Source organism: Sphingosinicellaceae bacterium (genome assembly GCA_019285715.1).
GTDB lineage: Bacteria > Pseudomonadota > Alphaproteobacteria > Sphingomonadales > Sphingomonadaceae > Glacieibacterium.
Window position 1 is genome coordinate 2084078 of sequence record CP079108.1, and the last position, 23308, is coordinate 2107385.

General features: G+C 67.3%; 17 protein-coding genes and 1 pseudogene. 9 read left to right on the forward strand and 9 right to left on the reverse strand.

What is annotated here, in order from left to right; genetic code table 11:
- Positions 1 to 4 precede the first annotated feature (4 nt).
- From kdpA to KX816_09705, 5 genes are read left to right on the forward strand one after another with little or no spacing between them, the layout of a single operon-like run.
- Positions 5 to 1708 carry a potassium-transporting ATPase subunit KdpA gene (kdpA, locus tag KX816_09685; GenBank protein QXQ08208.1) on the forward strand — a complete coding sequence of 568 codons (1704 nt, stop codon included), beginning with the start codon at positions 5 to 7 and terminating at the stop codon, positions 1706 to 1708.
- Between the two features lie 13 nt (positions 1709 to 1721).
- Entirely contained in the window at positions 1722 to 3731 is a 2010-nt protein-coding gene (kdpB, locus tag KX816_09690) for a potassium-transporting ATPase subunit KdpB (protein QXQ08209.1), read from the forward strand.
- A gap of 11 nt (positions 3732 to 3742) precedes the next feature.
- Positions 3743 to 4336 (forward strand): potassium-transporting ATPase subunit KdpC, encoded by a 594-nt coding sequence (kdpC, locus tag KX816_09695; GenBank protein QXQ08210.1) that lies wholly within the window; start codon positions 3743 to 3745, stop codon positions 4334 to 4336.
- Positions 4333 to 7017, forward strand: a complete 2685-nt coding sequence (locus KX816_09700) for a sensor histidine kinase KdpD (protein ID QXQ08211.1) — start codon at positions 4333 to 4335, stop codon at positions 7015 to 7017. The genes kdpC and KX816_09700 overlap by 4 nt, the downstream gene beginning before the upstream one ends.
- Positions 7014 to 7691 carry a response regulator transcription factor gene (locus KX816_09705; protein ID QXQ08212.1) on the forward strand — a complete coding sequence of 226 codons (678 nt, stop codon included), beginning with the start codon at positions 7014 to 7016 and terminating at the stop codon, positions 7689 to 7691. The genes KX816_09700 and KX816_09705 overlap by 4 nt, the downstream gene beginning before the upstream one ends.
- Before the next feature lie 154 nt (positions 7692 to 7845).
- On the opposite strand, the gene KX816_09710 is transcribed toward KX816_09705, so the two are convergent.
- The 9 genes and pseudogenes from KX816_09710 to KX816_09750 all read right to left on the reverse strand — a co-directional run bounded on the left by KX816_09710 (position 7846) and on the right by KX816_09750 (position 12994).
- The gene (locus KX816_09710) at positions 7846 to 8151 is read right to left on the reverse strand and encodes a (2Fe-2S) ferredoxin domain-containing protein (protein QXQ08494.1); all 306 of its coding nucleotides are present in this window, start codon (positions 8149 to 8151) and stop codon (positions 7846 to 7848) included.
- Between the two features lie 48 nt (positions 8152 to 8199).
- Positions 8200 to 8778 (reverse strand): DNA starvation/stationary phase protection protein, encoded by a 579-nt coding sequence (locus tag KX816_09715; GenBank protein QXQ08213.1) that lies wholly within the window; start codon positions 8776 to 8778, stop codon positions 8200 to 8202.
- A 169-nt stretch (positions 8779 to 8947) separates the two neighbouring features.
- A pseudogene (locus KX816_09720) lies at positions 8948 to 9316 on the reverse strand (hypothetical protein).
- 4 nt (positions 9317 to 9320) lie between these two features.
- A complete protein-coding gene (locus KX816_09725; GenBank protein ID QXQ08214.1) occupies positions 9321 to 10709 on the reverse strand; it encodes a DUF1800 domain-containing protein in 1389 nt (462 codons plus the stop codon).
- 84 nt (positions 10710 to 10793) lie between these two features.
- Entirely contained in the window at positions 10794 to 11240 is a 447-nt protein-coding gene (locus tag KX816_09730; protein QXQ08215.1) for a periplasmic heavy metal sensor, read from the reverse strand.
- A gap of 3 nt (positions 11241 to 11243) precedes the next feature.
- On the reverse strand, positions 11244 to 11642 hold the full coding sequence (locus KX816_09735) for a hypothetical protein (GenBank protein QXQ08216.1): 399 nt from the start codon (positions 11640 to 11642) through the stop codon (positions 11244 to 11246).
- On the reverse strand, positions 11639 to 12196 hold the full coding sequence (locus KX816_09740; protein QXQ08495.1) for an RNA polymerase sigma factor: 558 nt from the start codon (positions 12194 to 12196) through the stop codon (positions 11639 to 11641). Before KX816_09740 ends, KX816_09735 begins: the two co-directional genes overlap by 4 nt.
- A 35-nt stretch (positions 12197 to 12231) precedes the next feature.
- Entirely contained in the window at positions 12232 to 12669 is a 438-nt protein-coding gene (locus KX816_09745) for an EF-hand domain-containing protein (protein QXQ08217.1), read from the reverse strand.
- Between the two features lie 70 nt (positions 12670 to 12739).
- Positions 12740 to 12994, reverse strand: coding sequence for a hypothetical protein (locus KX816_09750; protein QXQ08218.1), 255 nt, complete (start codon positions 12992 to 12994; stop codon positions 12740 to 12742).
- A 462-nt stretch (positions 12995 to 13456) separates the two neighbouring features.
- Here KX816_09750 and KX816_09755 point away from each other — a divergent pair, with 462 nt between their 5' ends.
- The 4 genes from KX816_09755 to KX816_09770 all read left to right on the forward strand — a co-directional run bounded on the left by KX816_09755 (position 13457) and on the right by KX816_09770 (position 23279).
- Positions 13457 to 14308, forward strand: coding sequence for a helix-turn-helix transcriptional regulator (locus tag KX816_09755; protein ID QXQ08219.1), 852 nt, complete (start codon positions 13457 to 13459; stop codon positions 14306 to 14308).
- 62 nt (positions 14309 to 14370) lie between these two features.
- On the forward strand, positions 14371 to 15330 hold the full coding sequence (locus tag KX816_09760; GenBank protein QXQ08220.1) for a beta-lactamase family protein: 960 nt from the start codon (positions 14371 to 14373) through the stop codon (positions 15328 to 15330).
- 727 nt (positions 15331 to 16057) lie between these two features.
- Positions 16058 to 17146, forward strand: a complete 1089-nt coding sequence (gene ampH, locus KX816_09765; protein QXQ08221.1) for a D-alanyl-D-alanine-carboxypeptidase/endopeptidase AmpH — start codon at positions 16058 to 16060, stop codon at positions 17144 to 17146.
- Positions 17147 to 17165: 19 nt separating this feature from the next.
- Positions 17166 to 23279: a hypothetical protein gene (locus KX816_09770; protein ID QXQ08222.1), complete on the forward strand. Its 6114-nt coding sequence runs from the start codon at positions 17166 to 17168 to the stop codon at positions 23277 to 23279.
- Positions 23280 to 23308 lie beyond the last annotated feature (29 nt).

The following is a 23308-nucleotide window of genomic DNA, read 5'->3' on the forward strand; positions in this document are numbered from 1 at the left end:
GCACATGACCGTTCAGGGCTGGCTGCTGATCGCAGTCTTCACAGCGCTGGTGATCGCCATCACCAAACCGATGGGAGCGTGGCTGTTCGCGCTGTATGAAGGGCGTCGAACGCCGCTCCATGTCGTGCTCGGCCCCGTCGAGCGGGGCTTCTATGCGTTGTCCGGCGTCGATCCCGAGGCCGAGATGAGCTGGCGGCGCTACGCCGTGCACGTCATCCTGTTCAGCGTGTTCGGCGCACTGACGCTGTACTCGCTGCAGCGGCTGCAGGCCTTCCTGCCGCTCAACCCGCAGGGCTTTCCCGCGGTCAGCGAGCATTTGTCGTTCAACACGGCAGTCAGCTTCGTCACCAACACCAACTGGCAGTCGTACTCGGGCGAGTCGACGATGAGCCACCTGACCCAGATGGCGGGCCTCGCGGTCCACAACTTCCTGTCGGCCGCGACCGGCATCGCCATCGCGTTCGCGGTCATCCGCGGTTTCGCGCGCAAGGAAGCCAGCGGCCTCGGCAACTTCTGGGCCGACCTGACGCGGGTGACTTTGTACCTGCTGCTGCCGGCCTGCATCGTCTATGCAGTCGTGCTGGTCGCGCTCGGCGTGCCGCAGACGCTGGCCGGGTCGGTCACCGCGACGACGCTCGAGGGCGCGAAGCAGGTGCTGGCGCTCGGGCCGGTGGCCTCGCAGGAAGCGATCAAGATGCTCGGCACCAATGGTGGCGGCTTCTTCAACGCCAACTCGGCGCACCCGTTCGAGAACCCCAGCGCGCTCAGCAACCTGCTGCAGATGCTGTCGATCTTCTCCCTCGGTGCCGGCCTGACCTGGACCTTCGGCAAGGCCGTCGGCAACACCCGGCAGGGCTGGGCGATCTTCGCGACGATGCTCATCCTGTTCCTCGCCGGCACCACCGTTGCCTACATGAGCGAGGCCGCAGCCAACCCGCAGCTCGCGCACCTCGGCGTCGCCGGCGGCAACATGGAGGGCAAGGAGGTCCGCTTCGGCATCGCCGCGTCCGCCCTGTTCGCGACGATCACAACCGATGCCTCGTGCGGAGCGGTCAACGCCATGCACGATAGCTTCTCGGCGATCGGTGGCATGGTGCCGCTGTTCAACATCCAGCTCGGCGAGATCATCTTCGGCGGCGTCGGGTCGGGCCTGTACGGCTTCCTGCTTTACGCCATCCTCGCGGTGTTCGTCGCCGGGCTGATGGTCGGGCGGTCGCCGGAATACGTCGGCAAGAAGATCGAGGCGCGCGAGGTCAAGCTCGCGGTGCTGGCGATCGCGGTGTTGCCGCTGGTCATCCTCGGCTTCACCGGCATCGCGGCGGTGCTGCCCGACGGACTCGCGGGTCGCGCCAACATGGGGCCGCACGGCTTCTCGGAGATCCTCTATGCCTTCACCAGCGCAGTCGGCAACAACGGCTCGGGGTTCGCCGGACTGACCGCCAACACGCCATTCTACGACGGCTTGCTGGCAGTCGCGATGTGGCTCGGACGGTTCTTCGTGGTCGTGCCGGTGCTCGCCATCGCCGGGTCGCTCGCCGCCAAACGCGTCGTGCCGCAGTCGTCGGGGTCGTTCCCGACCACTGGCCCGCTGTGGGTCGGGCTGCTGATCGGCATCATCCTGATCGTCGGCGGTCTGACCTTCCTGCCGTCGCTCGCCCTCGGACCCGTGGCCGACCAGTTCGCCACCGTCCGCGGCCAGTTGTTCTAAGGGAATCAAGACCATGTCCCGCGCCACCACCCCATCGCTGTTCAACGCCGCCCTCGTCGGGCCCGCGCTGGGCGATGCCTTCAAGAAGCTTGCGCCCAACCAGCTGGTCCGCAACCCGGTGATGTTCGTCACCGCGGTCGTCGCCCTGCTGCTCACCGTCCTGCTGTTCACCGGCGGGGCCGGGCCGAGCTTCCCGTTCCAGGTCCAGATCGTCGTCTGGCTGTGGCTGACCGTATTGTTCGGGAATTTCGCCGAGGCCATCGCCGAAGGGCGCGGCAAGGCCCAGGCCGCCTCGCTCCGCCAGACCAAGGGGGAGCTCACCGCGACCCGCCAGTCCGGCGAGACGGTGGCCGCGTCGGAGCTCAAGGTCGGCGACATCGTCATCGTCGGCACCGGCGACCTGATCCCCGCCGATGGCGAAGTCGTCGAGGGCGTCGCCTCGGTCAACGAGGCCGCGATCACCGGCGAGAGCGCTCCGGTCATCCGCGAGGCCGGCGGCGACCGCTCGGCCGTCACCGCGGGCACCCGCGTCATCTCCGACCGCATCGTCGTGCGGGTCACCGCCGGCCCGGGCGAAGGCTTCCTCGACCGCATGATCGCGCTGGTCGAAGGCGCCTCACGCCAGAAGACCCCGAACGAGATCGCGCTGACCATCCTGCTCGTCGGCCTGACGATCATCTTCCTGATCGCGGTCGGCACCGTGCCGATGTTCGCCGCCTACGCCGGCGGCGCGGTCCCCGTCGTGCTGCTTGCGGCGCTTCTGATCACGCTGATCCCGACGACGATCGCGGCCCTGCTGTCCGCGATCGGCATCGCCGGCATGGACCGGCTGGTGCGCTTCAATGTGCTCGCCAAGTCGGGGCGGGCGGTGGAAGCTGCGGGCGACATCGACGTGCTGCTGCTCGACAAGACCGGCACGATTACCGTCGGCGACCGCCAGGCGACCGAGTTCCGCGCCGTCACGGGCGTCTCGATGAACGAGCTCGCCGAGGCCGTGTACCTCGCCAGCCTCGCCGACGAGACGCCGGAGGGCCGCTCGATCGTCGTCCTCGCCCGCGAGCAGCACGGCCAAACCGCAATCATGCCGATAGGCGCCGAAGTCGTACCATTCTCGGCCTCGACGCGGCTCTCGGGCCTGCGGTTCGACGACAGCTTCATCCAGAAGGGTGCGGTCGACTCCGTCCTCAAGACCGTCGGCGACAGCGCCCAGGCGACCGAGCTGCGCCGCATGACCGACGAGATCGCGCGCTCGGGCGGCACGCCGCTCGCCGTCATCCGCGACGGCCGCCTGCTCGGCGCGGTCCACCTCAAGGACATCGTCAAGGCCGGCATGCGCGAGCGCTTCGCCGAACTCCGCCGCATGGGCATCCGCACCGTGATGATCACCGGCGACAACCCGTTGACGGCCGCGAGCATTGCCGCAGAGGCCGGGGTCGACGACTTCCTCGCGCAGGCGACGCCTGAGGACAAGCTTGCCTACATCCGCAAGGAGCAGGTCGGCGGGCGCTTGGTCGCGATGTGTGGCGACGGCACCAACGACGCCCCCGCGCTCGCCCAGGCCGATGTCGGCGTGACGATGAACACCGGCACGCAGGCCGCGCGCGAGGCCGGCAACATGGTCGACCTCGGCAGCGACCCGACCAAGCTCATCGAGATCGTCGGCCTGGGCAAGCAGCTGCTGATGACCCGCGGCGCACTGACGACGTTCTCGATCTCGAATGACGTCGCCAAGTACTTCGCCATCCTGCCGGCGATCTTCGTCGTGCTCTATCCCGGCCTCGCGGCGCTCAACGTCATGCACCTCGCCAGCCCCGAGAGCGCGATCCTGTCGGCGGTGATCTTCAACGCGCTTATCATACCGGCGCTGGTGCCGCTGGCGCTCAAGGGCGTGAAGTACCGGCCGGCGGGGGCGGGCGCTCTGCTGTCGCGCAACCTCGCGGTCTACGGCCTGGGTGGCCTGATCGCGCCGTTCGTCGGCATCAAGCTCATCGACCTCGTCGTTTCCGGCGCCGGCCTCGCTTAAGGACCCCGCACATGAACTCCGATATCTCCAGCGCCCTGCGCCCCGCCGTCGTCATGCTGCTGCTGTTCACGCTGCTGACCGGCCTCGCTTATCCCGCGGTCATCCTCGGCATCGGGCAACTGCTGTTCCCGGCGCAGGCCAACGGCAGCCTCGTCCGCGACGCCAAGGGGGCCGTCGTCGGGTCCGAATTGATCGGGCAGGGCTTTGCCGCGGCGAAGTACTTCCACGGCCGGCCATCGGCGGCGGGCAAGGGCTATGACGGCCAGTCGTCGGGCGGCTCGAACTTCGGGCCGAACGCAAAGGGCCTGATCGACCGCGTCAAGACCGACGCCGCCGTGGCCCGCAAGGACGGCGCTACCGGTGCCTTTCCCGCCGACATGCTGACCGCATCGGGTTCGGGCCTCGACCCGCATATCTCGCCCGCTACCGCTTATGCTCAGGTCGATCGCGTCGCCAAGGCGCGCGGACTGGAGGCAACCAAGGTCAAGGCGATGGTCGACGCCGCGGTCGAGGGCCCGCTCGCCAACATTCTCGGCGAACCGCGCGTCAACGTACTGAAGCTCAATCGACAGCTGGACGCAGCCGGGGCACAATCGGCCGGGTGAGTAGTCCCGACCCCGACCGCCCAGCCCCCGAGGCGTTCCTGAAGGACGCGCAGGCGGAGGGGCGTGGCAAGCTCAAGGTGTTCCTTGGCGCGGCACCCGGGGTCGGCAAGACCTACGAGATGCTGACCGAGGCGTCGCAGCGCCAGGCCGCCGGAGTCGACGTGGTGATCGGCATCGTCGAAAGCCACGGCCGCGCCGAGACCGAGGCGCTGGCGCGACCGTTCGAGACCATCCCGCGCCGCGTCACCGAGCATAATATCCGCGCCCTCGACGAACTCGACCTCGACGCGATCCTGGCGCGGCGGCCCGGTTTGGCGCTGGTCGACGAGCTGGCCCACACCAACGCCACCGGCAGCCGCCACCCCAAGCGCTACCAGGACATCGAGGAGATGCTGGCGGCGGGGATCGACGTCTATTCGACGATCAACGTCCAGCACATCGAGAGCCTCAACGATGTCGTCGCCTCGTTCACCCGCGTCCGGGTCCGCGAGACCGTGCCAGATCGGGTCCTCGAGAACGCCGAGCTCGAGGTCGTCGACATCCCCCCCGACGAACTGATCGAGCGGCTCAAGGCCGGCAAGGTCTACGTCCCCGCCGAGGCGACCCGGGCGCTCGGGCATTTCTTCTCCAAGACGAACCTGCAGGCGCTGCGCGAACTCGCGCTGCGGCGGGCCGCGCAGGCGGTCGATGCGCAGATGCTCGACCATCTCAAGGCACACGCGCTCGGCGGCAGCTTCGCGGCGGGCGAGCGGGTGCTGGTCGCGGTCAGCGAGCTTGCGACGGCACCTGAACTGGTGCGGTCAGCCAAGCGGCTGGCCGATGCGCTCAAGGCACCGTGGACCGCGCTCCACGTCGAGACGCAGCGCAGCCGCGCCCTCGGACCCGCCGAGCAGGCGCGCCTGTCCGCGACGCTGGCGCTGGCCTCGCAACTCGGCGGCGAGACCGCGACCATCCCCGCGGTCACCGTTGTCGACGGACTGCGCAGCTATGCGATCGACTCCCGCGCGACCCAGATCGTCATCGGCAAGTCGGCCCGGTCATGGTGGTTCGAGCTGCGCCACGGCTCGGTCGTCGACCGCCTGGTGCGCGGCATGGGCGACGTCGCAGTCCACGTGCTGCCCTCGGGCACCGTGCTGGACAAGGCGGCCCGGCAGCCACGGATGCCCGCGACCGCACGGCCGATGGTGGCGGGCGACTATCTCCGCGCGACGCTGATGGTTGCGGCAATGACCGTGGCCGGGCTCGGCGTGGCGCGCTGGATCGGCTTCAACAGCGTCGACATGCTGTACCTGGTGCCGGTGTTCGCCGCGGCCAGCCTGTACGGCCTGCGCGCCGGGCTGTTCTCCGGCGTGCTGTCGGCTCTGGCCTACAACTTCTTTTTCCTGCCGCCGCTCTACACCTTCACGATCAATGATCCCGAAAACGCCGTGACCGTGATGATCCTGCTCGGCGTGGCGGTCGCGGCGAGCCAATTGGCAGCGAGCGTCCGCGTCCAGGCCGACCTCGCGACCCGCAGCGCCCAGCACAACGCCGCGCTCGCGGGTTTCTCGCGTCAGCTGACCGGGGTCGCGACGCTTCAGGAGCTGGGGCAGGCGATGTGCGCCGAGTTCGCTCGGCTGTTCGAGGTCCGCGCCATCCTGATGAAGGTGACCGATGGCGAACTGGAGATCGTTGCGGCGAGCCCTCCCGAGGACAAGCTTGGCCCTATCGAGATGGCAGCGGCACAATGGGTCGCCGACAAGGGGCGTCCGGCCGGCCGCGGCGCCGACACATTGCCCGCTGCCGACTGGCTGTTCCAACCGCTCGTTGCAGGCGGGATCACCCGCGCCGTGCTCGGTTTCAGCCGCGACGACGGGCGTGATCCGCTGCGCGCCGACCAGATGCCTTTGCTGTCGAGCCTGCTCGACCAGGCCTCGCTCGCGGCCGAGCGTATCAGGCTCGAGGGCGAGATGGTCGGCGTGGCGCAGCTCGAGCAGCGCGACCGGCTGCGCGCGGCACTGCTGTCATCTGTCGGCCACGACCTGCGTACCCCGCTGACGACGATCCTCGCCTCGGCGAACGAGCTTCGGCGCCGATTCGGCAGCCAGGACGATGCCGCGTTCGAGGCGCTCGAGGCGGAGACGCTGCGGCTGTCGCGGTTCGTCTCGAACCTGCTCGACATGGCGCGCATCGAGGCGGGTGCGTTGCGGCTGGCGGTCGAGCCGATCGACCTCACCGACGCCGTCGCCAGCGCCGTGCACGATGCGCGGGCAGCACTCGCCGGCCATGCGATCAAGCTCGAGGTGCCCTGCGACCTGCCGCTGGTGCGCGTCGACCCGCAGCTGTTCCACCACTGCCTGCTCAACCTGCTCGACAATGCGGGCAAGTACGGCGAGCCGGGGACGCCGGTGACGATCGCCACCAGCCGCAACCCGGATGAACTGGTCCTCAAGGTCCTCGATGTCGGCGACGGTTTGCCCGACGAGGCAACCGGGCGCATCTTTGAGACATTCACGCGTCTCGAAGGCTCGGATCGCGGTAAGACCGGCACCGGCCTTGGACTCGCCATCGTCAAGGGTTTTGCAGAGGCGATGGGTTTGAAGGTCAGCGCCGGCAACCGCGACGACGGCAGCGGCAGTTGCTTCGCGCTCCACATCCCTGCCCAGCTTTTGGTTCGCGTCGCGACCCCGGTGGCGGCATGACAGCGATCGGCAAGATCCTCGTCGTCGACGACGAACCCGCCATCCGCCGGCTCGTGCGTGGGGCGCTCGAGCGTGGCGGCTATACCGTCGTCGAGGGCGCGACCGGGCGCGATGCGCTCAACGCGCTGCCGATCGACAAGCCCGACCTGGTACTGCTCGACCTCGGGCTGCCCGACCGCGACGGGCTCGAACTGGTGCCGCTGATCCGCGCACGGTCGACGGCGCGGGTGATCATCATCTCGGCGCGCGACCAGACATCGGAAAAAGTCGCGGCACTCGACCTCGGCGCGGACGATTTCGTCACCAAGCCGTTCGACACCGAGGAACTGCTGGCCCGCATCCGGACCAGCCTGCGCCATCAGTTATCGAGCGAGTCCGATGCGCCGGTGGTCGAGGTCGGGGAAGTCCGCATCGACCTCGCCATGCGCCGGGTCGAGCGAGCTGGGGCAGAGATTCGCCTGAGCCCGAAGGAATACGGCTTCCTGGCCGAGCTTGCGAAAAGGCCGGGTCGGGTGCTCACCCACGTCCAGTTGCTTCGCGGGGTCTGGGGGCCGGCGCATGACGACGACGTCGAGTATCTGCGTGTCGTCGTGCGCAGCCTGCGCCAGAAGCTGGGCGAGGGCGGCATGGCGCTGATCCGGAACGAGCCTGGGGTGGGGTACCGGCTGGGGTAGGGTGCGGTGCATCCAATTTGACATCCCGGGTTTGACCCGGGACCCAGCTTACTTTGAGCGCAGAAGACGGGGTTAGCTGGGTCCCGGGTCAAGCCCGGGATGACAATTCGGGTTCCCGGGGTGGCAGTAAGCTCCCGCCAGTACAGTACAGCGCTTACCCGCTCTCACTAAGCCCCAACCGCGCCGCAACCACACTCACCGGGGTTTCTTTCACGACGACCAGGAACTCGTTCGGGCTATCACTGTCCACCAGCGCGACCGCGCCCTTCGGGCACAGGTCCATGCAACGCGTCTCGACAATGCGGATACGCCGTCGCTTGCCCTTGGTGTCGGCCACCCCGACACGAAGCGTCTTGACGAGCGACTTCTTTGAACCGCTGCCGAAGCCGCCGCCGAGCTTCTTGCCGCACTTGCCGCAGACCGCGATCAAGCGTTCTGCGGCAGTCGGCACAGTCCGGATGGCGACGCCGGGATCACGCTCGTTCTCGCTCACCCGACGCGCAGTCGCTTACTTGTCGCCACGAAGCAGCGGCGTCTCGGCCAGATGCTCCGCGATGAACCAGACCTGCGGCTCGTTGGTGCGGATAATGTTGCTGACCAGCAGGTCGTTGGTGCCGTCGTCGCCATTCTCGTTAGCGGCCTCGGCACCCTCATGCGCCTGGCGCAGGATGATCTCGTGAGCTTCGAGGAGCCGCGACAGCTGGGTTGGCACGTCCTCGCGCCCCTTCGGCGGGCGGGGAATCTTGGTCATCTCGGCGACATCTGGAGCCATTGCGATGCTGACACCGCCCAACGCCATGATGCGCTCGGCGATCATGTCGACGAGCGCGGCCTGTGCCTCGTAGTGCGTGTCGAGCAGCAGGTGGAGTTGGTAGAAGGTGACCCCCGACATCTGCCAGTGATGCTTCTTGTACAGGTCGCGGATCGTCATCGTGTCGGCGAGCATCTGGTTCAACGTCGCGACGCTCTGCGTGCGTGCATTGTCCTCAAGCGCGATCGGTAGCGACTTCAGCGTCCCGTAGGGCTGGATCTCGCGGTAATCGACCTTGTATTTCGGCTGTGCGGAATCGACTGGTTTGCGCGCCATTTGGTAATTCCTGTTGTGTAGCGTGATCAGATGATCGTGCGGTACCGTATCGAACGCCATGTTGCCACCGATGTTCCGGCCGTCAGCGACGCATGGCAGGCATGTCGCAATAGCGGAGAGGGTGTCCTCCATATCATCGACCTTCGGTACTGAGCTGTATCAGCAATGTGCCGCCGGTCTCGAGAGCGTACTGGCCGTCAAAGTGCGAACGATCGCGGTAGGGCGAGGCGACAGCATGGACGAACAGTGCCTGTCCCCGGCCGTACATCCTGCCGATCTCCGCCAGCGCCGGATGCAGGGTGAACATCCCGTCGAGCTTCGTGCCCGCTGCTGCATCGTCGATGAGTTGTCCGCGCAGGCCGGCGAACGCCGGATCGCCGGTCGGGCGCAGGATGTCGAGGCCGTCGGCGGCACCGCGCTGGATGATAAAGACGAAACGTCGCTCGGTCGGCACAGTCGCGAGAGCGAGGCTAGGGGCGACGAACAAGGTGCCGGCATCAAGCGCAGCGGCGGACAGGAACTGACGGCGCGGAATCATCGGATCATCTCCTCAGGAAGTCGGGAGAAACCAGCATCAGCGCGATGGCGCCTGCCGGACTTTCGGAGCGGGCAATCTGGTCCGCTGTGGCCGGGCTGAGCGCAGCCGGCATGATCTTGGGCGCGAGCAACCGCGCATCGATGCCGCCAGCTAGGGGTGCGGCCAGCCGCTGGGCTATCTCGACCCGCCGCAGCAGGGCGTCGGACCCCGACCAGCTAGCCGCGACATCGTCCCAGCCGGCAGGCGAACCCGGCTTCCACACGCGCTGGCCAAGCTGCGTCTGGAGACCGGCGACCTGGATGCCACCGACCGCGCGGTGACCGACGCCGCGCAGCGACGAGATCGTCCATTCCCATGGCGTCTTGAACTTGACCGGTGTCGCCACCCACGCCTCGGGTGAAGCGATCAAGGTGCGGTAGACCGTCGGCAGGTCGCCGTCGCTGCGGGTGAAGCTCTCTGCCAGTCGCGCGACCATCGCTGGCGGCGGATCATCACCGGCGAAGTGCCGTGCGAGCTTGGTGGCGACATGCGTCGCGGTTGCAGGCGAACGCCAGAAGTCCATCAACGCCGTGCGCGCCTGCATCTCGCCATCCTGCGGATAGCGCCGGCCGAGGATCATCCGGACGCCCGGCTCGTGCTGTCCCGGCCGGAAGGCAAACCGATCGGGATTGCCCTCGCCGACTTTACCGCCACCAAGACCATCCACCGTCCAGCCGGTGAGCGCTCGTGCGAACTCGGTCACGTCAGCCTGAGTGTAGCCCGAGCGGACGCCGAGCGTGTGCAGTTCCATGATCTCACGCGCGAGGTTCTCGTTGAGCCCGCGCTTGCGGTCGGGATTGCGCATCGCGGCCTGGCTGCCGGGACCGATCGACTGGACCTGGTTGAGATAGATCAGCATCGCAGGGTGCTGCTCGACAGCTAGCAACATGTCCGAAAACTTGCCCAGCACATGCGGGCGGATCGCGTCGCGCTCGAAGGCGGCGGCAAACGCGGTGACCTGGGGGTTGTCGGCCGAGACACAGAAATGGTTGGACCAGAGGTGGACCAGTCGTTCGACGAACGGTGCCTCGGTGGCAAGGGCGCTGTCGGCGCGTGCCTGGACGCCGGCACGATAGAGCGCCTGTACGTCCTGCCGGAAATCCTGCCGACCGGTCTTCAGCTCCGCGGTTGAGCCGGCTGCGCCGTCCTGCTTCGCCATTTGCCGCCTGGCTTGCTGCTCCTCCCGATACCGCATAACCGCGGTGCCGGGATCGTCGAGCGCAGCGAAGCCGGCGGGGCGTGGATCGAACAGCGTGAACTGGTCGACCAGCCAGCGCTTCGGATCAGTCGGGACAGCGTCGTCTGGCCGCACGCCCAGACCAAAGCGGTTCAGCGCAATTGCGGGAGGCGACATCGCGGGCTGGACGGGCAACGATCATACCTCGGTGGTGATCCACCTCCCGTTAAACGCCGACCCGCCGAATTTCCGTCGCTTCGCTCACGGCGCGACGGGGGACGCCGTGTCGGCACGCCTCTGCACCGCGTCGGCAAGCTTGGCGCGATCGGCGGGCGGCAGCGTCGCCGCAAAAGCCACGGCGCGCCGTTCGACCGCCGCGCGGACAGCCATATCGGCGAGGCGCGCCCGGTCGAGCGATGCGTTGACTGCAGCCTGGTCGACGTCGGATCGCCGCAGCAATGCTGCCGCTTCGACCTTCGCGGCACGCGCCTCGACGATCGTCGGTCGCATCGCGGCGCGCGCCTCGCGAAGCGCCATCCGAAACGGCCGCCGTTCGGACATCGGCAGTTCGGCACCGGCGACCCGCAGCGAACCCGCGTTGATCATGCGGGCTCCCGAACGGACCGACACGACACCGGCGACGAGCGCGCCGGCGAGGAACAGATTGAGGATGAGCGAGACGGCGAGCGCGACATGAAACTTGCGCATCGATCAGCGCTCCTGCTGGCCGACGTCGCCGAACGACGTACTGCTGGCTGATGTGTCGACTGGAGAAACCACCGCGACCGCCGCGGTCCCGGTAGCGGCACCGGCGAGCGCGGCCACGATACCGATGCCCGACCACCAGAGCCTTGCCCGGATCGCCCAGCCCCGCGACGGAGCCGGCGCATCACGGATCACGTTCTGGCGCAGTGCGTCGGTCGGCAACGGCACCGTCCAGGTGTCGAGTGCTTCGTCGAGCGCCGACGCCTGGGCGAGAATCCTCGCCGCGTCCGGCTGTGCTGCCATCCGCATCGCTGCCTCGCGAAACTGTTCGGGCCAGTGCGCGATGACACCACCGTATGCATCGGCGAGTGCCTCGAACCGGTCGAGGGTCAGGAATTCGTTCATGCGTCACCCTCCTGCGGCTGGACGAGTTGCCGACGCAACGCGCGTCGCCCCCGTCCCAGCAACGACTCCAGCGCCTCGACGCTGACGTCCAGCGCCGCGGCCGCCTCGGCTCCTGAAAGATCCTGATAATGGACCAGCAGGATAGCTTCGCGCTGGCGTTCGGGCAGCGCTGCGATCGCGTCGATAACCGCCGTTCCGCGTTCGGCCTCTATCAGCGCGGCTTCCGCATTCTGGGTCGGGTCGATCACCTCGTGGACCGCATTGCTCGCCACCTCGCGCCGCCGGCGCAGGCGGTCCCGGCACAAATTCAGGACGACGGTGTGCAGCCAGGTGTCGAAGCGCGCCCGGCCCGGCTGCCACGCACCGGCGGTTCGCCAGACGCGGACGAACGCCTCCTGCGCGACATCTTCCGCTTCCGACGCGTCGCTGAGCATGCGCGTCGCCAAGCCGAGGATGCGCGGCAGCTTCGCCGCGACGAGCAGTCTCGTCGCCGCCGGTTCGCCGCGACCGACCCTCTGGATCAGGCGTGTGTCGGGATCCTGATCGCTTAACAGCGTCTATTCCTACGCCCATCTCGACCGGTCCGGCATCAGAGCGTCGACCCGTCGTCGGCGGCCGGGGCCTGCTTCGCACGCGCTGCCGCTCGCTCATCGGCGCTGGCCACCCCGTCGCCATCGGTGTCGAGACGCTTGAAGCGACGCGCCAGCATCGCATCGATCTCGGACTTGTCGAGCATGCCGTCCCCGTTCGCGTCCATCTTTGCAAAGCGCCTGGCCGGATCGCCCTTGCCGGCCTTGGTGCCGGCAACAAACTCTGCCTGGCTGATTTTGCCGTCCCCGTCGGTATCGTTTGCCAGCAATCTCTTCTCGTTTCGCCGGATGAAATCCTGAAGCGTCAGTCCGGCGCTCGCCGTCGCGCGTGGCCCCGACGCCGCCTGATCGACCGGTTGCGCACACGCTCCGACGGACGACAGCAACAGCCCCAAGGCAATGGTCCGCAGCGCCGTGCCGGGCAGCATCATCGTCATCGTAGCACCTCTATGTTACGAGGATGGAGCCGGCAGGGACACCATCGTGCAGCCCTGCCGGCGGCAAAGACTAGCGGTAGCGCCAACCGCCATGCCAACGTTCGCGATGCCCCCAGTAGCGGCGGCCATCCCAATAGCCGCGGCCGGGATAGAATACGCCGACCCGCACGACGGGGGCGACGACCACCGCACCGCCGCGATTGGGCCGGCAATAGCCGGCTGGACCCCGGTGGCCGCCGACGCCGCAGCCGTCTCGTGCCTCGGCGGGCGTGACCGCCGTAAAGGCCGCTCCTGCGGCAATCGCGGCAAGCAGGATTACTCTCATGATACTCTCCTCGAATAACTGCCTGACGGCCTTTCTCAACCGCCAGGTCATCATTGAACGCAGGCCGCCGGTAATTCCGTCGCGAGATACGGAGATACGGAGATTGGACCATGGTTGCCATCAGTTTGCGGCCTGTGTCGCACTGCCGCCGAACAGGAAAGACTGCTTGTCGGACACTTGGCGCAGCTCCTGAACGACGTCTTTGGGGTGACAGCCGACCGGCAGCTCCGCGGTGGCACGGACCCACAAGTCGCCGTTAGGGATTCGATTTCAGCTCCCGAACTTCGGTCGCTCATTCATATCGGCCTAGCGCGGGTTTCGCGATTCTGACTCTGCTCGTTCTTGGAATTCGATCGAGGCGGGATTGGTCGGGCGGCTCTGAGCAGAGACGCCGCTAGCCGCCACTCGCCCGAAGGACCCTTATAAATGGCGCGTTGATCGCAGCCGGTGCAAATAACCCCGATGGTAGTCCGGCGCGCAAGGAAGGACTTTTGGGGTAGTGGCCCAGAGGGCAGGCAGGCCGGGGGCTTCAGCTTCCACCTGCTGAACGCCAATGCCCCCGAGGACGAGGTTCAGCGACATAGCCACGATGAAGCGCATTTTGTCCTGGTGCTCGCCGGTGGTTACATGTCGTCGGCCGTCGGCGCGCCGCTGGTGTCCGATACACCGGTCTTGATCTATAATCCGCCCGGTACCACCCATCAGGATCGGTTTCATCGTGGCTGGGGCCGCTTCCTCGCGGTATCGGGTGGGACCGGATCCGAAGCCACTGCACTCTGTCTGCGCGATCCCTATGCGCACCGGCTTGCCCACGGCATCGCGCACGCGCTCGATGAGGCACCCTTCAGGCTGGAAGCCTGCGCACTGCAGCTTCGTGGCATTGTGCTGCCGCTGTCGTCAGACGAGGCGCGGGGGGCACAACAGCCGCCCGGCTGGCTCAACCGCGCTGTCGAGATGATCGCGACCAGCGACGATCCCGACATGTCAGTCGCCATGGTTGCCGCAGACGCCGGGGTCCATCCGGTTCATCTCGCCCGCGTGTTTCGACTTTTTCTTGGCTGCTCGCCCGGCGAATATTTGCGCGGTCATAGATTGGAGCGAGCGGCGGCAATGCTGGGAAAGGGGGTAGCGTCGCTTGTCGACGTCGCGCAATCGGCAGGTTTTGTCGATCAGGCGCATCTGAACCGAACCTTCCGGTCGCGTCTCGACACAACGCCTGCGAAATGGCGAAAAGCTCGGAATGTTGCGCGGATGCAAGACGCGGACGCCAGCGCGCGTCAGGAACCGGCTGCATTCCCTAAGGAACCCAGCTAGTGATATCACTTAAAGCAGTCAGCATCGCGATCGGGACTGTCGCATTATGCGCTGCGGCTCCAGTGCCGAAGATCGATCTTGCCCTTGTTCAAGTTCTTGCGACCTTCGATCACGACGAGCATCCCGATCTGCGCGGCGTCGTCGTCCTTCGCGACGGCCAGGTCGTCGCGGAACGCTATTTCAACGGCGAGACGGCGGACGCCCTTCATGACATTCGGTCGGCCGGGAAAAGCGTGACCTCTCTGCTGGTAGGAATAGCGATCGACCAGGGCAAGATACATGGGGTCGGCGACACTGTGTCGACCTACTGGCCCGACGCTAACGGCACCGCGATCGGTGATGTCGCCATCAGGGATGTGTTGACGATGCGGTCCGGGCTGGCCGCTTTCGACGCGGACCCCGCATCGCCGGGCAACGAGGATAACCTCGACGCGGCAGCCGATCCGCTGGCGTTCCTCCTCGCCGTCCCGCGCGCCGATCCTCCGGGATCGCGCTATCGCTACAATTCGGTGACTGCCTACACCGCCGGGGTAGTGGTTGCGAAAGCGACGGGTCGAACGATGGCCGACTTCGCGCGATCGTCGCTGTTCGAGCCGCTGGGGATCGATCGCTGGCGCTGGGCACCGGATCGCGCGGGTTATACCAAGGGTCAGGGCAACCTATACCTCACCGCGCGCGATCTCGCGGCGATCGGCGAGTTGGTGCGCGGCGACGGCCTGTATCGCGGACGCCGGGTCGTCAGCGCAGCTTGGTTGCGCGATGCGCTCGCCCCGAAGGTGGCGATCTCCGACAGCGACACCTATGCGGACGGATACGGCTATTTCTGGTATTCCAAGGTCCAGCAGATCGATGGCAAGCCCGTCGCGGTGTCTTTCGCCTCGGGCAACGGCGGTAACAAGATATACGTCGTTCCAAGCCGCAATATGGTCGTTGCAGTTACCTCGAGCGCCTACAATCACGGCTATGGCCAACGGCGTTCGGAAAATATCCTGAAAGCGATTCTTTCCGCTGATCACTGGTAGTAGCAGGGCGTTTTGCATCGGGGTTTGGGAAGCCGATCACGATCGCCGAGGGAACGAAAGGAGTGGCCCGTCCTCGACCACTCGCCAACAGCGACGACCCAGAAGTGGACGCTGAAGCTACCTCGGCGACGGCCTAACACCGGACATTATGGGATGGCCCGCCCTTTTCCCCGGCATCGGATATGATGCCGGATTGGAGAGGAAGGAGCTGACCTATGTCTTTCGCGATCCTTGGAGTTGACCTGGGCAAGAACTCTTGCAGCATGGTTGGGGTTTATGAGCGCGGTACGGTTGTCATGCGTCGATCGCTGCGACGCCAGACGTTGATCGACATGTGGCGAAGCTGCCGCCCTGCGTGATCGGGATGGAAGCCTGTTGTGGCGCGCATCATCTTAACCGCATGTTTGCCACTCTGGGACACGAGGTACGGCTCATGTCACCGGAGTATGTTCGCCCCCACGTAAAGGCATAGAAGAACGATGACTCCTCGGATCAATGGGTCCTGTCCCTAGGATCGCGATGACCGGCAGCTTGCAGACCAGCGGCGTAGAGATGTCCGGTGAGGTGATGAAGGGGTCAGCGAGGTGTCAGAAACGATCACCAATAAACAACCACAATTCCGAGGTCGTCAGATAGATTATTTACAAACGGCTAATAATATGCGTCCGTGATCGCTCAATTTGGGGGGTGGATCATGACTTGGCGTTCGGATTTCCTAACATTGGCGATGTTAATATTGACGGCGCCGGTAACATCCTACGGCGCGGAGGCGTCCGATCCTGTCATCGAAGCCGCTGCGCTATCCGGCGATGTGATGTTCATGGAATCGGGCGCCCCCGGCATGGTGCTGACGATCGTGCGCAACGGGCAGAGCACCGTGCTCGGTTATGGTGAGACCGAAAAAGGCAATGGCAAGCAGCCGGATGACAAGACGCTATTAAGGCTCAACTCGATCACCAAACTGTTCCTCGGCGAAGTTGCGGCGGCGCTGGCGGCCGAGGGCAGGCTGAGCCTTAGCGACCCGCTGCAGAAATACAGCGGCAATATGAAGGTGCCGGCATCGGGTGGCCGCCAAGTTACCCTGCTCGATCTGGCGACGCACACGGCTGCCATGCCCCGCGAACTGGACGGCATGCCCGAGGGGGCCAACCCGCGCGCCTGGCCGACGCGGCTCGACCGCTGGAAGTGGCTGCCGGGGTATAAGCTGCCGTGGGTGCCGGGGAGCATCGCCTCCTATTCCAACGTCGGTTTCGACCTGCTGGCGGATGCCGTCGAGACTGCGACCGGCAAGCTCTATCCCGCCCTGCTGAGGCAATATGTGACCGGGCCGCTCGGCATGGCCGACACGGTGCTGACACCGACCGCCGAGCAATGCGCGCGGCTGATGACCGGATCGGGCCTTGGCGGGACCTTCCCGTGCGGGGACACCCGGGCGACGGGCGGCAGCGGCGGGCTGTACAGCACCGGCAGCGACATGGGGCGCTGGCTGGTGCACGAACTCGCCAATAGCGACGGCGCGCTGGATGTCGGCCACGCGGTGTATCGCCAGCGCCAGGCCCTGAAGGCGGCGATCGGTTTCGATGAGGCGGGGCCGATGGCGGGGCTCGGCATGGGCTGGGTCATGGTGGCGGGCGACGGGATCAACCCGATGCTGCTGGCCAAGAGCGGCGGTGGGCTGGGCTTCATGAGCTACATGGTGATGGCGCCCAGGCGCGACGTGGCGGTGTTCGTCGTCGTCAACCGCGCCGACTTCGTGATGTTCGGCGACATCACCCGGATGGTGAACGGGCTGGTCGCCAGTCTCGCGATACGCTGAGGCACTTGGGGGAAGCGTCATGAAACAGCGTCGCGGATCGCAGCGCGGGTATATGTTGGCACTGGGCGGCTGGGCGCTGGCGCAGCTATCGGTTCCGGCGGCCGCGAGCGCGCAATGTATTGGGACCGCAAATCCGGCACCGCCGCCGACGCTGACTAGCCACTATGCCAACCAGAGCTTTGGCGCGGGCGTTCCGTATGACCTCGTCAACGGCGGCACCATGGGCTGCGGTGGTGTCGACAACGAAGATGGCTTGGATGTCGACGGCGGTCCGGGCTTCGCCGGCCAGCCGGGCGGGGCGATCGCCAACACTGCCAGCGATGTCACCATAAGCGGCGCCTCGGTGTCATCGGAGGGTCTTCAAACCTTCGGCCTGCGGGTGTTGACCGCGGGCGGCAAGGGCGGCGGCGGCGGTCAGTCCGGCGAGGCGATCGGAGCCGATGTCCATGGTGGTGCGGGCGGCGCCGGCGGCGCATCGGGGCGGGTGGATGTTACCTTCAGCGGCATGATCGTCCCCGACGCGGCAAATGTCTCGCCAGACTATGGCATGGACATCGAAGCGCGCGGGGGCGATGGCGGCGGCGGTGGAACGACCGACGGTAGCTGGGGCTTTGACAAGACCGGCGGCGGCGGGGGAACCGGCGGCGCGGGCGGAACGATTGTCGTTGCCGGCAACGGCAATCTGACGGCTTTCGGCCAGGGCGTGCTGGTGCTGGGGAACGGCGGCAAGGGCGCCGATGGCGGCGGTGTCGACACCAGCGACAAGCTGAGCAGCATCTTTGGCGGCGGTGGCGGCGGCGGCGGTGCGGGCGGCAACGTCACGGCCAGCTGGAACAGCGGCGCGCTCAAGGCTGGATACGGCGGTCTTTTTGCCAGTGCCGATGGCGGCACTGGCGGCACTGGCGGCTATGTCGGCAGCGCCAACGATAACCAGGGCGGTAATGGCGGTGCGGGCGGTAACGGTGGCAGCACGGCTGTCTTGCTTGGCGGTGGCAGTATCACGATTTCGGCCGCCCAGGGCGCGACCGGCGGCGGCATCGTCGCCTCGGCCCTCGGCGGGGCGGGTGGCGTGGGTGGTTCCGACGGCTATGCCACCGGGGCGACGGCCGGTAGTGGCGGCAATGGCGGTGCCGGCGGCACCGCCACCGCGACGGTGCTCGGGGTGGTGGATGTCAGCGGGATGGTCGCTGTTGTCGGCCCCACGCCCCCCGCGCCGGTCGCGGCGGTGTTCGTCAATGCCAACGGCGGCGCCGGCGGCGCGGGCGGTAATGCCAACGCCTTGACCGGGAGTTCGGGCGGTGGGGGCTACGCCGGCGCGGGCGGCAGCGCGTCGCTGACGGTGGGTAGCGCAACCCAGGCCGGCCGCATCACCACGCACGGCGTTTCGACCAACGCGGCGCTAGTGCAAAGCGTTGGCGGCGGCGGTGGCAGCGGCGGGCAGGCGAGTTTCAATACCCAAGGCGGTGCGGGGGCGGCGGGCGGCAACGGTGGCGTGGTCAGCGCCAATATCGTCAACGGCATCCTGGTCGCGCATGGGGCATCGAGCAGCGCGCTGATCGTGCAGAGCATCGGTGGCGGCGGGGGGGTCGGCGGCGATGCCACCGATATCGCCCTTGGGTATAGCGTCGCGATCGGCGGCAATGGCGGGCTGGGCGGGGACGGCAATGCGGTGACGCTGAACCTCGGTGCCCACAGCATCTATGGCTCGCTCGACGTGCTGGGCGATGGCGGCGTCCTGGCGCAGAGCATCGGCGGCGCCGGCGGCGCCGGCGGCAGCGCGACCTCGACGGGTACCGGGTTCGTGATGACCATCGGCGGCGATGCGGGCAGCGGCGGCATCGCGCACGATGTGGTGGTCAACAGTGCGGCGCTGGTCGGTACTTACGGAGACCATGCGGCGGGGATCGAAGCGCAGTCGATCGGCGGCGGTGGTGGCAAGGGCGGTTCGGCAACGTCGTTCAGCCTCACGCTGGCGGTGCCGGCCGTGGCGATTGCCGTTGGCGGGCGCGGCGGCAGCGGCGGCGTCGCGGGCAATGCGACGATCATCAATTCGGGCGAGGTGACGACGTTCGGGCCGGATGCCTATGGGTTGAAGGCGCAGTCAATCGGCGGCGGCGGTGGCAGTGGCGGCGCGGCGGTGGCGCGGGCGATATCGATTTCGCCCGACAAGCGCATTCCGGCGGTCTCGATCTCGGTCGCGATGGGGGGCTCGGGGGGCTCGGGCAACCTCGGCGGGACGGCGTCGATTACCAACAGCGGCATCGTGTCGACGGCGGGCGACGGTTCGCATGCGATGATGGCGCAGTCGATAGGTGGCGGTGGCGGCACGGGCGGGGACAGCACGGCAGCGTCGTATTCGGGCGGTAATAGCGGCGCGGTCAAGATTTCGGTGGCGGTCGCTGTGGGCGGCACCGGCGGCGACGGCGGTATCGGCGGCCAGGCGAAGGCGACCAACAGCAATTTGCTGCTGACCTTGGGGACCGATGCCTATGGCTTGGTGGCGCAAAGCGTCGGTGGCGGCGGCGGCATCGGTGGCGGCGGCGACGCGACCGCGACGGCAGGCAAGGCCAAGGCGGGGTTCAGCCTAGCGATCGCGGTGGGCGGCGGTGGCGGCAAGGGTGGCAATGGCGGTGCTGCGACCGCGGACAGCAGCGGGGGCATCGCCACAGGCGGTGACGGCGCCGATGCGATTTTCGCGCAAAGCGTTGGTGGCGGCGGTGGCGCCGGCGGCGGCGGCGTGGGTACGGCGAACGGCCCGACCCTGTCGATCAGTGTCGGCGTGGGCGGATCAGGCGGTGCCGGCGGCGATGGCGGCCTCGTCACCGCGACCAATAGCGGCGGCATCGTCACGCGCGGTGCGGACGCGGTCGGGCTGTTCGCACAAAGTGTCGGCGGCGGTGGCGGCAAGGGCGGCAAGGGCGGCGCGACCTCGGGCGGGATCAATCCCACGAACCAGGCCAATGCGCTGTTCAACACACTGGCCGGCGGGTTCAATCTGGGCGGCAATGTCACCCAGCCAGTGGACGGAATCTTCAAGATCGCCGGCATCGGCAACGAGATATTGAAGTCGGCGGCGGAGCTGGAGGCGATCGCCAAGCAGCTGGCGGGCGGGCCGTTCAATGTAGGTGCGGCGGACAATCTCGACGTCGGCGTGTCGGTGGGCGGCAAGGGCGGCGCGGCGGGAACTGGGGGCGCCGTGCAGGTGACCAACACCGGGCAGATCTCCACCTTCGGGGCGCAATCCGACGGCGTGTTCGCGCAAAGTGTCGGCGGCGGCGGCGGCAAAGGTGGCGCTGCCAGCTCTACCGACAAGTCGGCGGACGATGGCCGCAACCAGGCAGCCATTGGCGTCGGCGGATCGGGCGGCGCTGGCGGTGACGGCGGCGTCGTGAACGTGAGCAATGCGAGTGGGTCGCTGGTCAAGACGGCCGGGGTGCTGGGCTTTGGCATCGTGGCGCAGTCGGTCGGCGGTGGCGGTGGTTCGGCGGGACTGGCGGGGACGGTGGCGGGATCGCTCAAAAGCCTGTCGGTCAGCGTCGGCGGCAGTGGCGGGGCGCAAGGCAGCGGCGGCGCGGTTACTATCGAGGACGCCGGCGTCATCAGCACCGGCGGCAAGCACGGCATCGGCATTTTTGCGCAGTCGATCGGCGGCGGCGGCGGGCTGGTGCGGACGATGACCACCGACATGACGTTCGATCCTGCCTTGATCGCCAGAAATCCGCAGGGCCGCGCCGGCGATGTCCACGGCCTGACACTGTCGTTCGGCGGGAGCGGCAATCCCCTAGGTAACGCCGGCGCGGTGGTGGTCGACGTCGCAGGCAGCATCACCACGACGGGACGCACCGCCCACGGCGTCGTGGCACAATCGATCGGCGGCGGCGGCGGCGCTGAATTCGGCGGGCAATTGCTGGACAACGATGCCGCTGCGAACACCGGCAACGGCAATGGTGGCACCGTTGGCATTAGCCTGACCGCCGGCGCCAGCATCTCGACGACCGGCGACGGGGCCTATGGCATCTTGGCGCAATCGATCGGCGGCGGGGGCGGGCTGGCGGGTGACCTAGCCAATGTCGGCAACGGCAGGGACGGGGTCGACGACAGCGGCATCATCGTGGCGGGCACAGGGTCGGGCGCAAATGTCACGGTCCACCTCACAGGTTCGAGGCTGAGCACCACGGGCAGCTTTGCGCCGGCCGTCTTCGCGCAGTCGGTCAGCGGCGGTGGCGGCTTACTGGGCTTCCAGGACGCGGTCTGGTTTGGAACGGCCGGCGGCAGCGGCGCGCCAGGGGGGACAGTGACGGTCAAGCTGGTTGGCACGACCATCACCGCCACGGGCGTACGTTCGCCGGGAATCATGGTGCAGAATGCCGGTTCGACGAGCGGCACCTCGGTGATCGACATCGATGCGGCAAGCGCGGTGACTGGCGGGCTGTCGAACGTCGCGGGGCCGCTGCAGCCGATAATGGGCGGAGCGATCTTTGTTGCCGGCGGCACGACCAATCTCATCAACAACGCCGGGCTGATCGCGGGCATCGACGGCACGGCTGCGGCGATCGCCGTCAATTCGATCGGCGGACCGACGACGCTCAACAACACCGGCAGTATCATCGGTTCGTTCCTGAACGGGGCCGGCGCCGGCATCGTCAATAACCAGGCGGGCGGCGTTTTCGATGCGCGCGACCTGATCAGCCTGGGCGTCGGCGGGCGGTTCAATAATCTGGGAACGCTCGAGGTCGGCGGCGCGGGACGGAGCGCGACGACGGTTCTCACCGGCGATTTCGTCCAGGGCGCGGGCGGCCGGCTGGTCATCGCCGCCGACCTGGCGGGCGGCAAGTCCGACCTGCTGGCCATCAGCGGGCGTGCCGATATCGCCGGGACCATCATCGTGCAGCCGACCAATTTCGGCAATCGCACCGTCACCGTGCTGACCGCGGCGCAAGGGTTGACGCTCGCACCGGACATGGTTGCCGCCCCGCGCCTTGCGCTTTACGACCTGCCGGTGACGGTCGTCGGCAACAGCTTGCAGATCACGCCAAAGGCCTTTTTCAGCGAAGGTGCCGCCGGCCTCGGGCGCAACCGGCAGGTGGTGGCGGACAATCTGCAGGCCCTGTTCGACGGCGGCGCCAGCTTCGGGGCGGGTTTCGGCGCCATGGGCAAGGTCAGCGACGCGGCCGGCTATGCGCGGGCGCTGACCAGCCTTTCGGCGGCGCCGCTGGGGGCCATCGCGGCGTTCCGGTTCGCCACCAGCCAAAGCTTTGTCGGCAACATGGCAAGCGGTTGCGCGGCGTCGCACGCGGTGGCGGAAGACTGCGCATGGGCCCGGGCGCTGGGCAGCACGACGGCGCAGGACAGCACCGCCGACGCGGCGGGATATGCAGTTCGCTCCTACTCGCTGCAGGCCGGGCGGCAGTTCCGTGTCGGCGATGACTGGTCGATCGGCGGGTCGCTGGCCTATGAGCACAGCCGTTTCAATGGCGACGGCAGCGATTTCCGGATCGACGGGGATAGTGCGCTGGTGGGCGCCCATGCGCGGTATCGTGCCGGGCCGTGGCAATTGTCCGGGGCGCTCGACGCCGGTTATGGCTGGTATTCCAGCACGCGCACGATTGCGGTCGCGACTACCAGTGCGACGGCAATCGCCTCGCCGCGCGCCTGGCATGTCGGCGTGCACGGCAATGCGGCCTATGAGCAGCCCGTGGGCGCGTGCGCGTTCGTCAAGCCCTTTGCCGACGTGCATCTGGTCTATGAGCGCAGCGGCAGTTATTCGGAAAGCGGTCCCTCGCCCTTCAATCTTGCCGTGCTGTCGCGCGGCCAGGTTGCGCCGGGCGGCGCGGTGGGGATCGAGGCTGGCGGGCGGGTCACTATCTCGGACGACAAGGTGCTGCGGCCCTTTGCCAGCGCCGCGGTGGCATTTCTCGGTAACGATTGGGCGGCGGCGGCGCGCTATGCTTCCCTGCCGGATTCGGCGCCGACATTTCAGGTCCGTACGGTGACCCCGGCGACGCTGGGCAGGTTATCTATCGGCGCCGAACTGTTTGGCAAGACTATGGATTTTCGTGTGGAGTACATGCCTGAGGTCGGAAACCACTACCTGACGCACGCCGGCATGATGCGTTTGTCCTTTTGGTTTTGATCGAAGCATTCGAGATTGCGCGCCTGGCC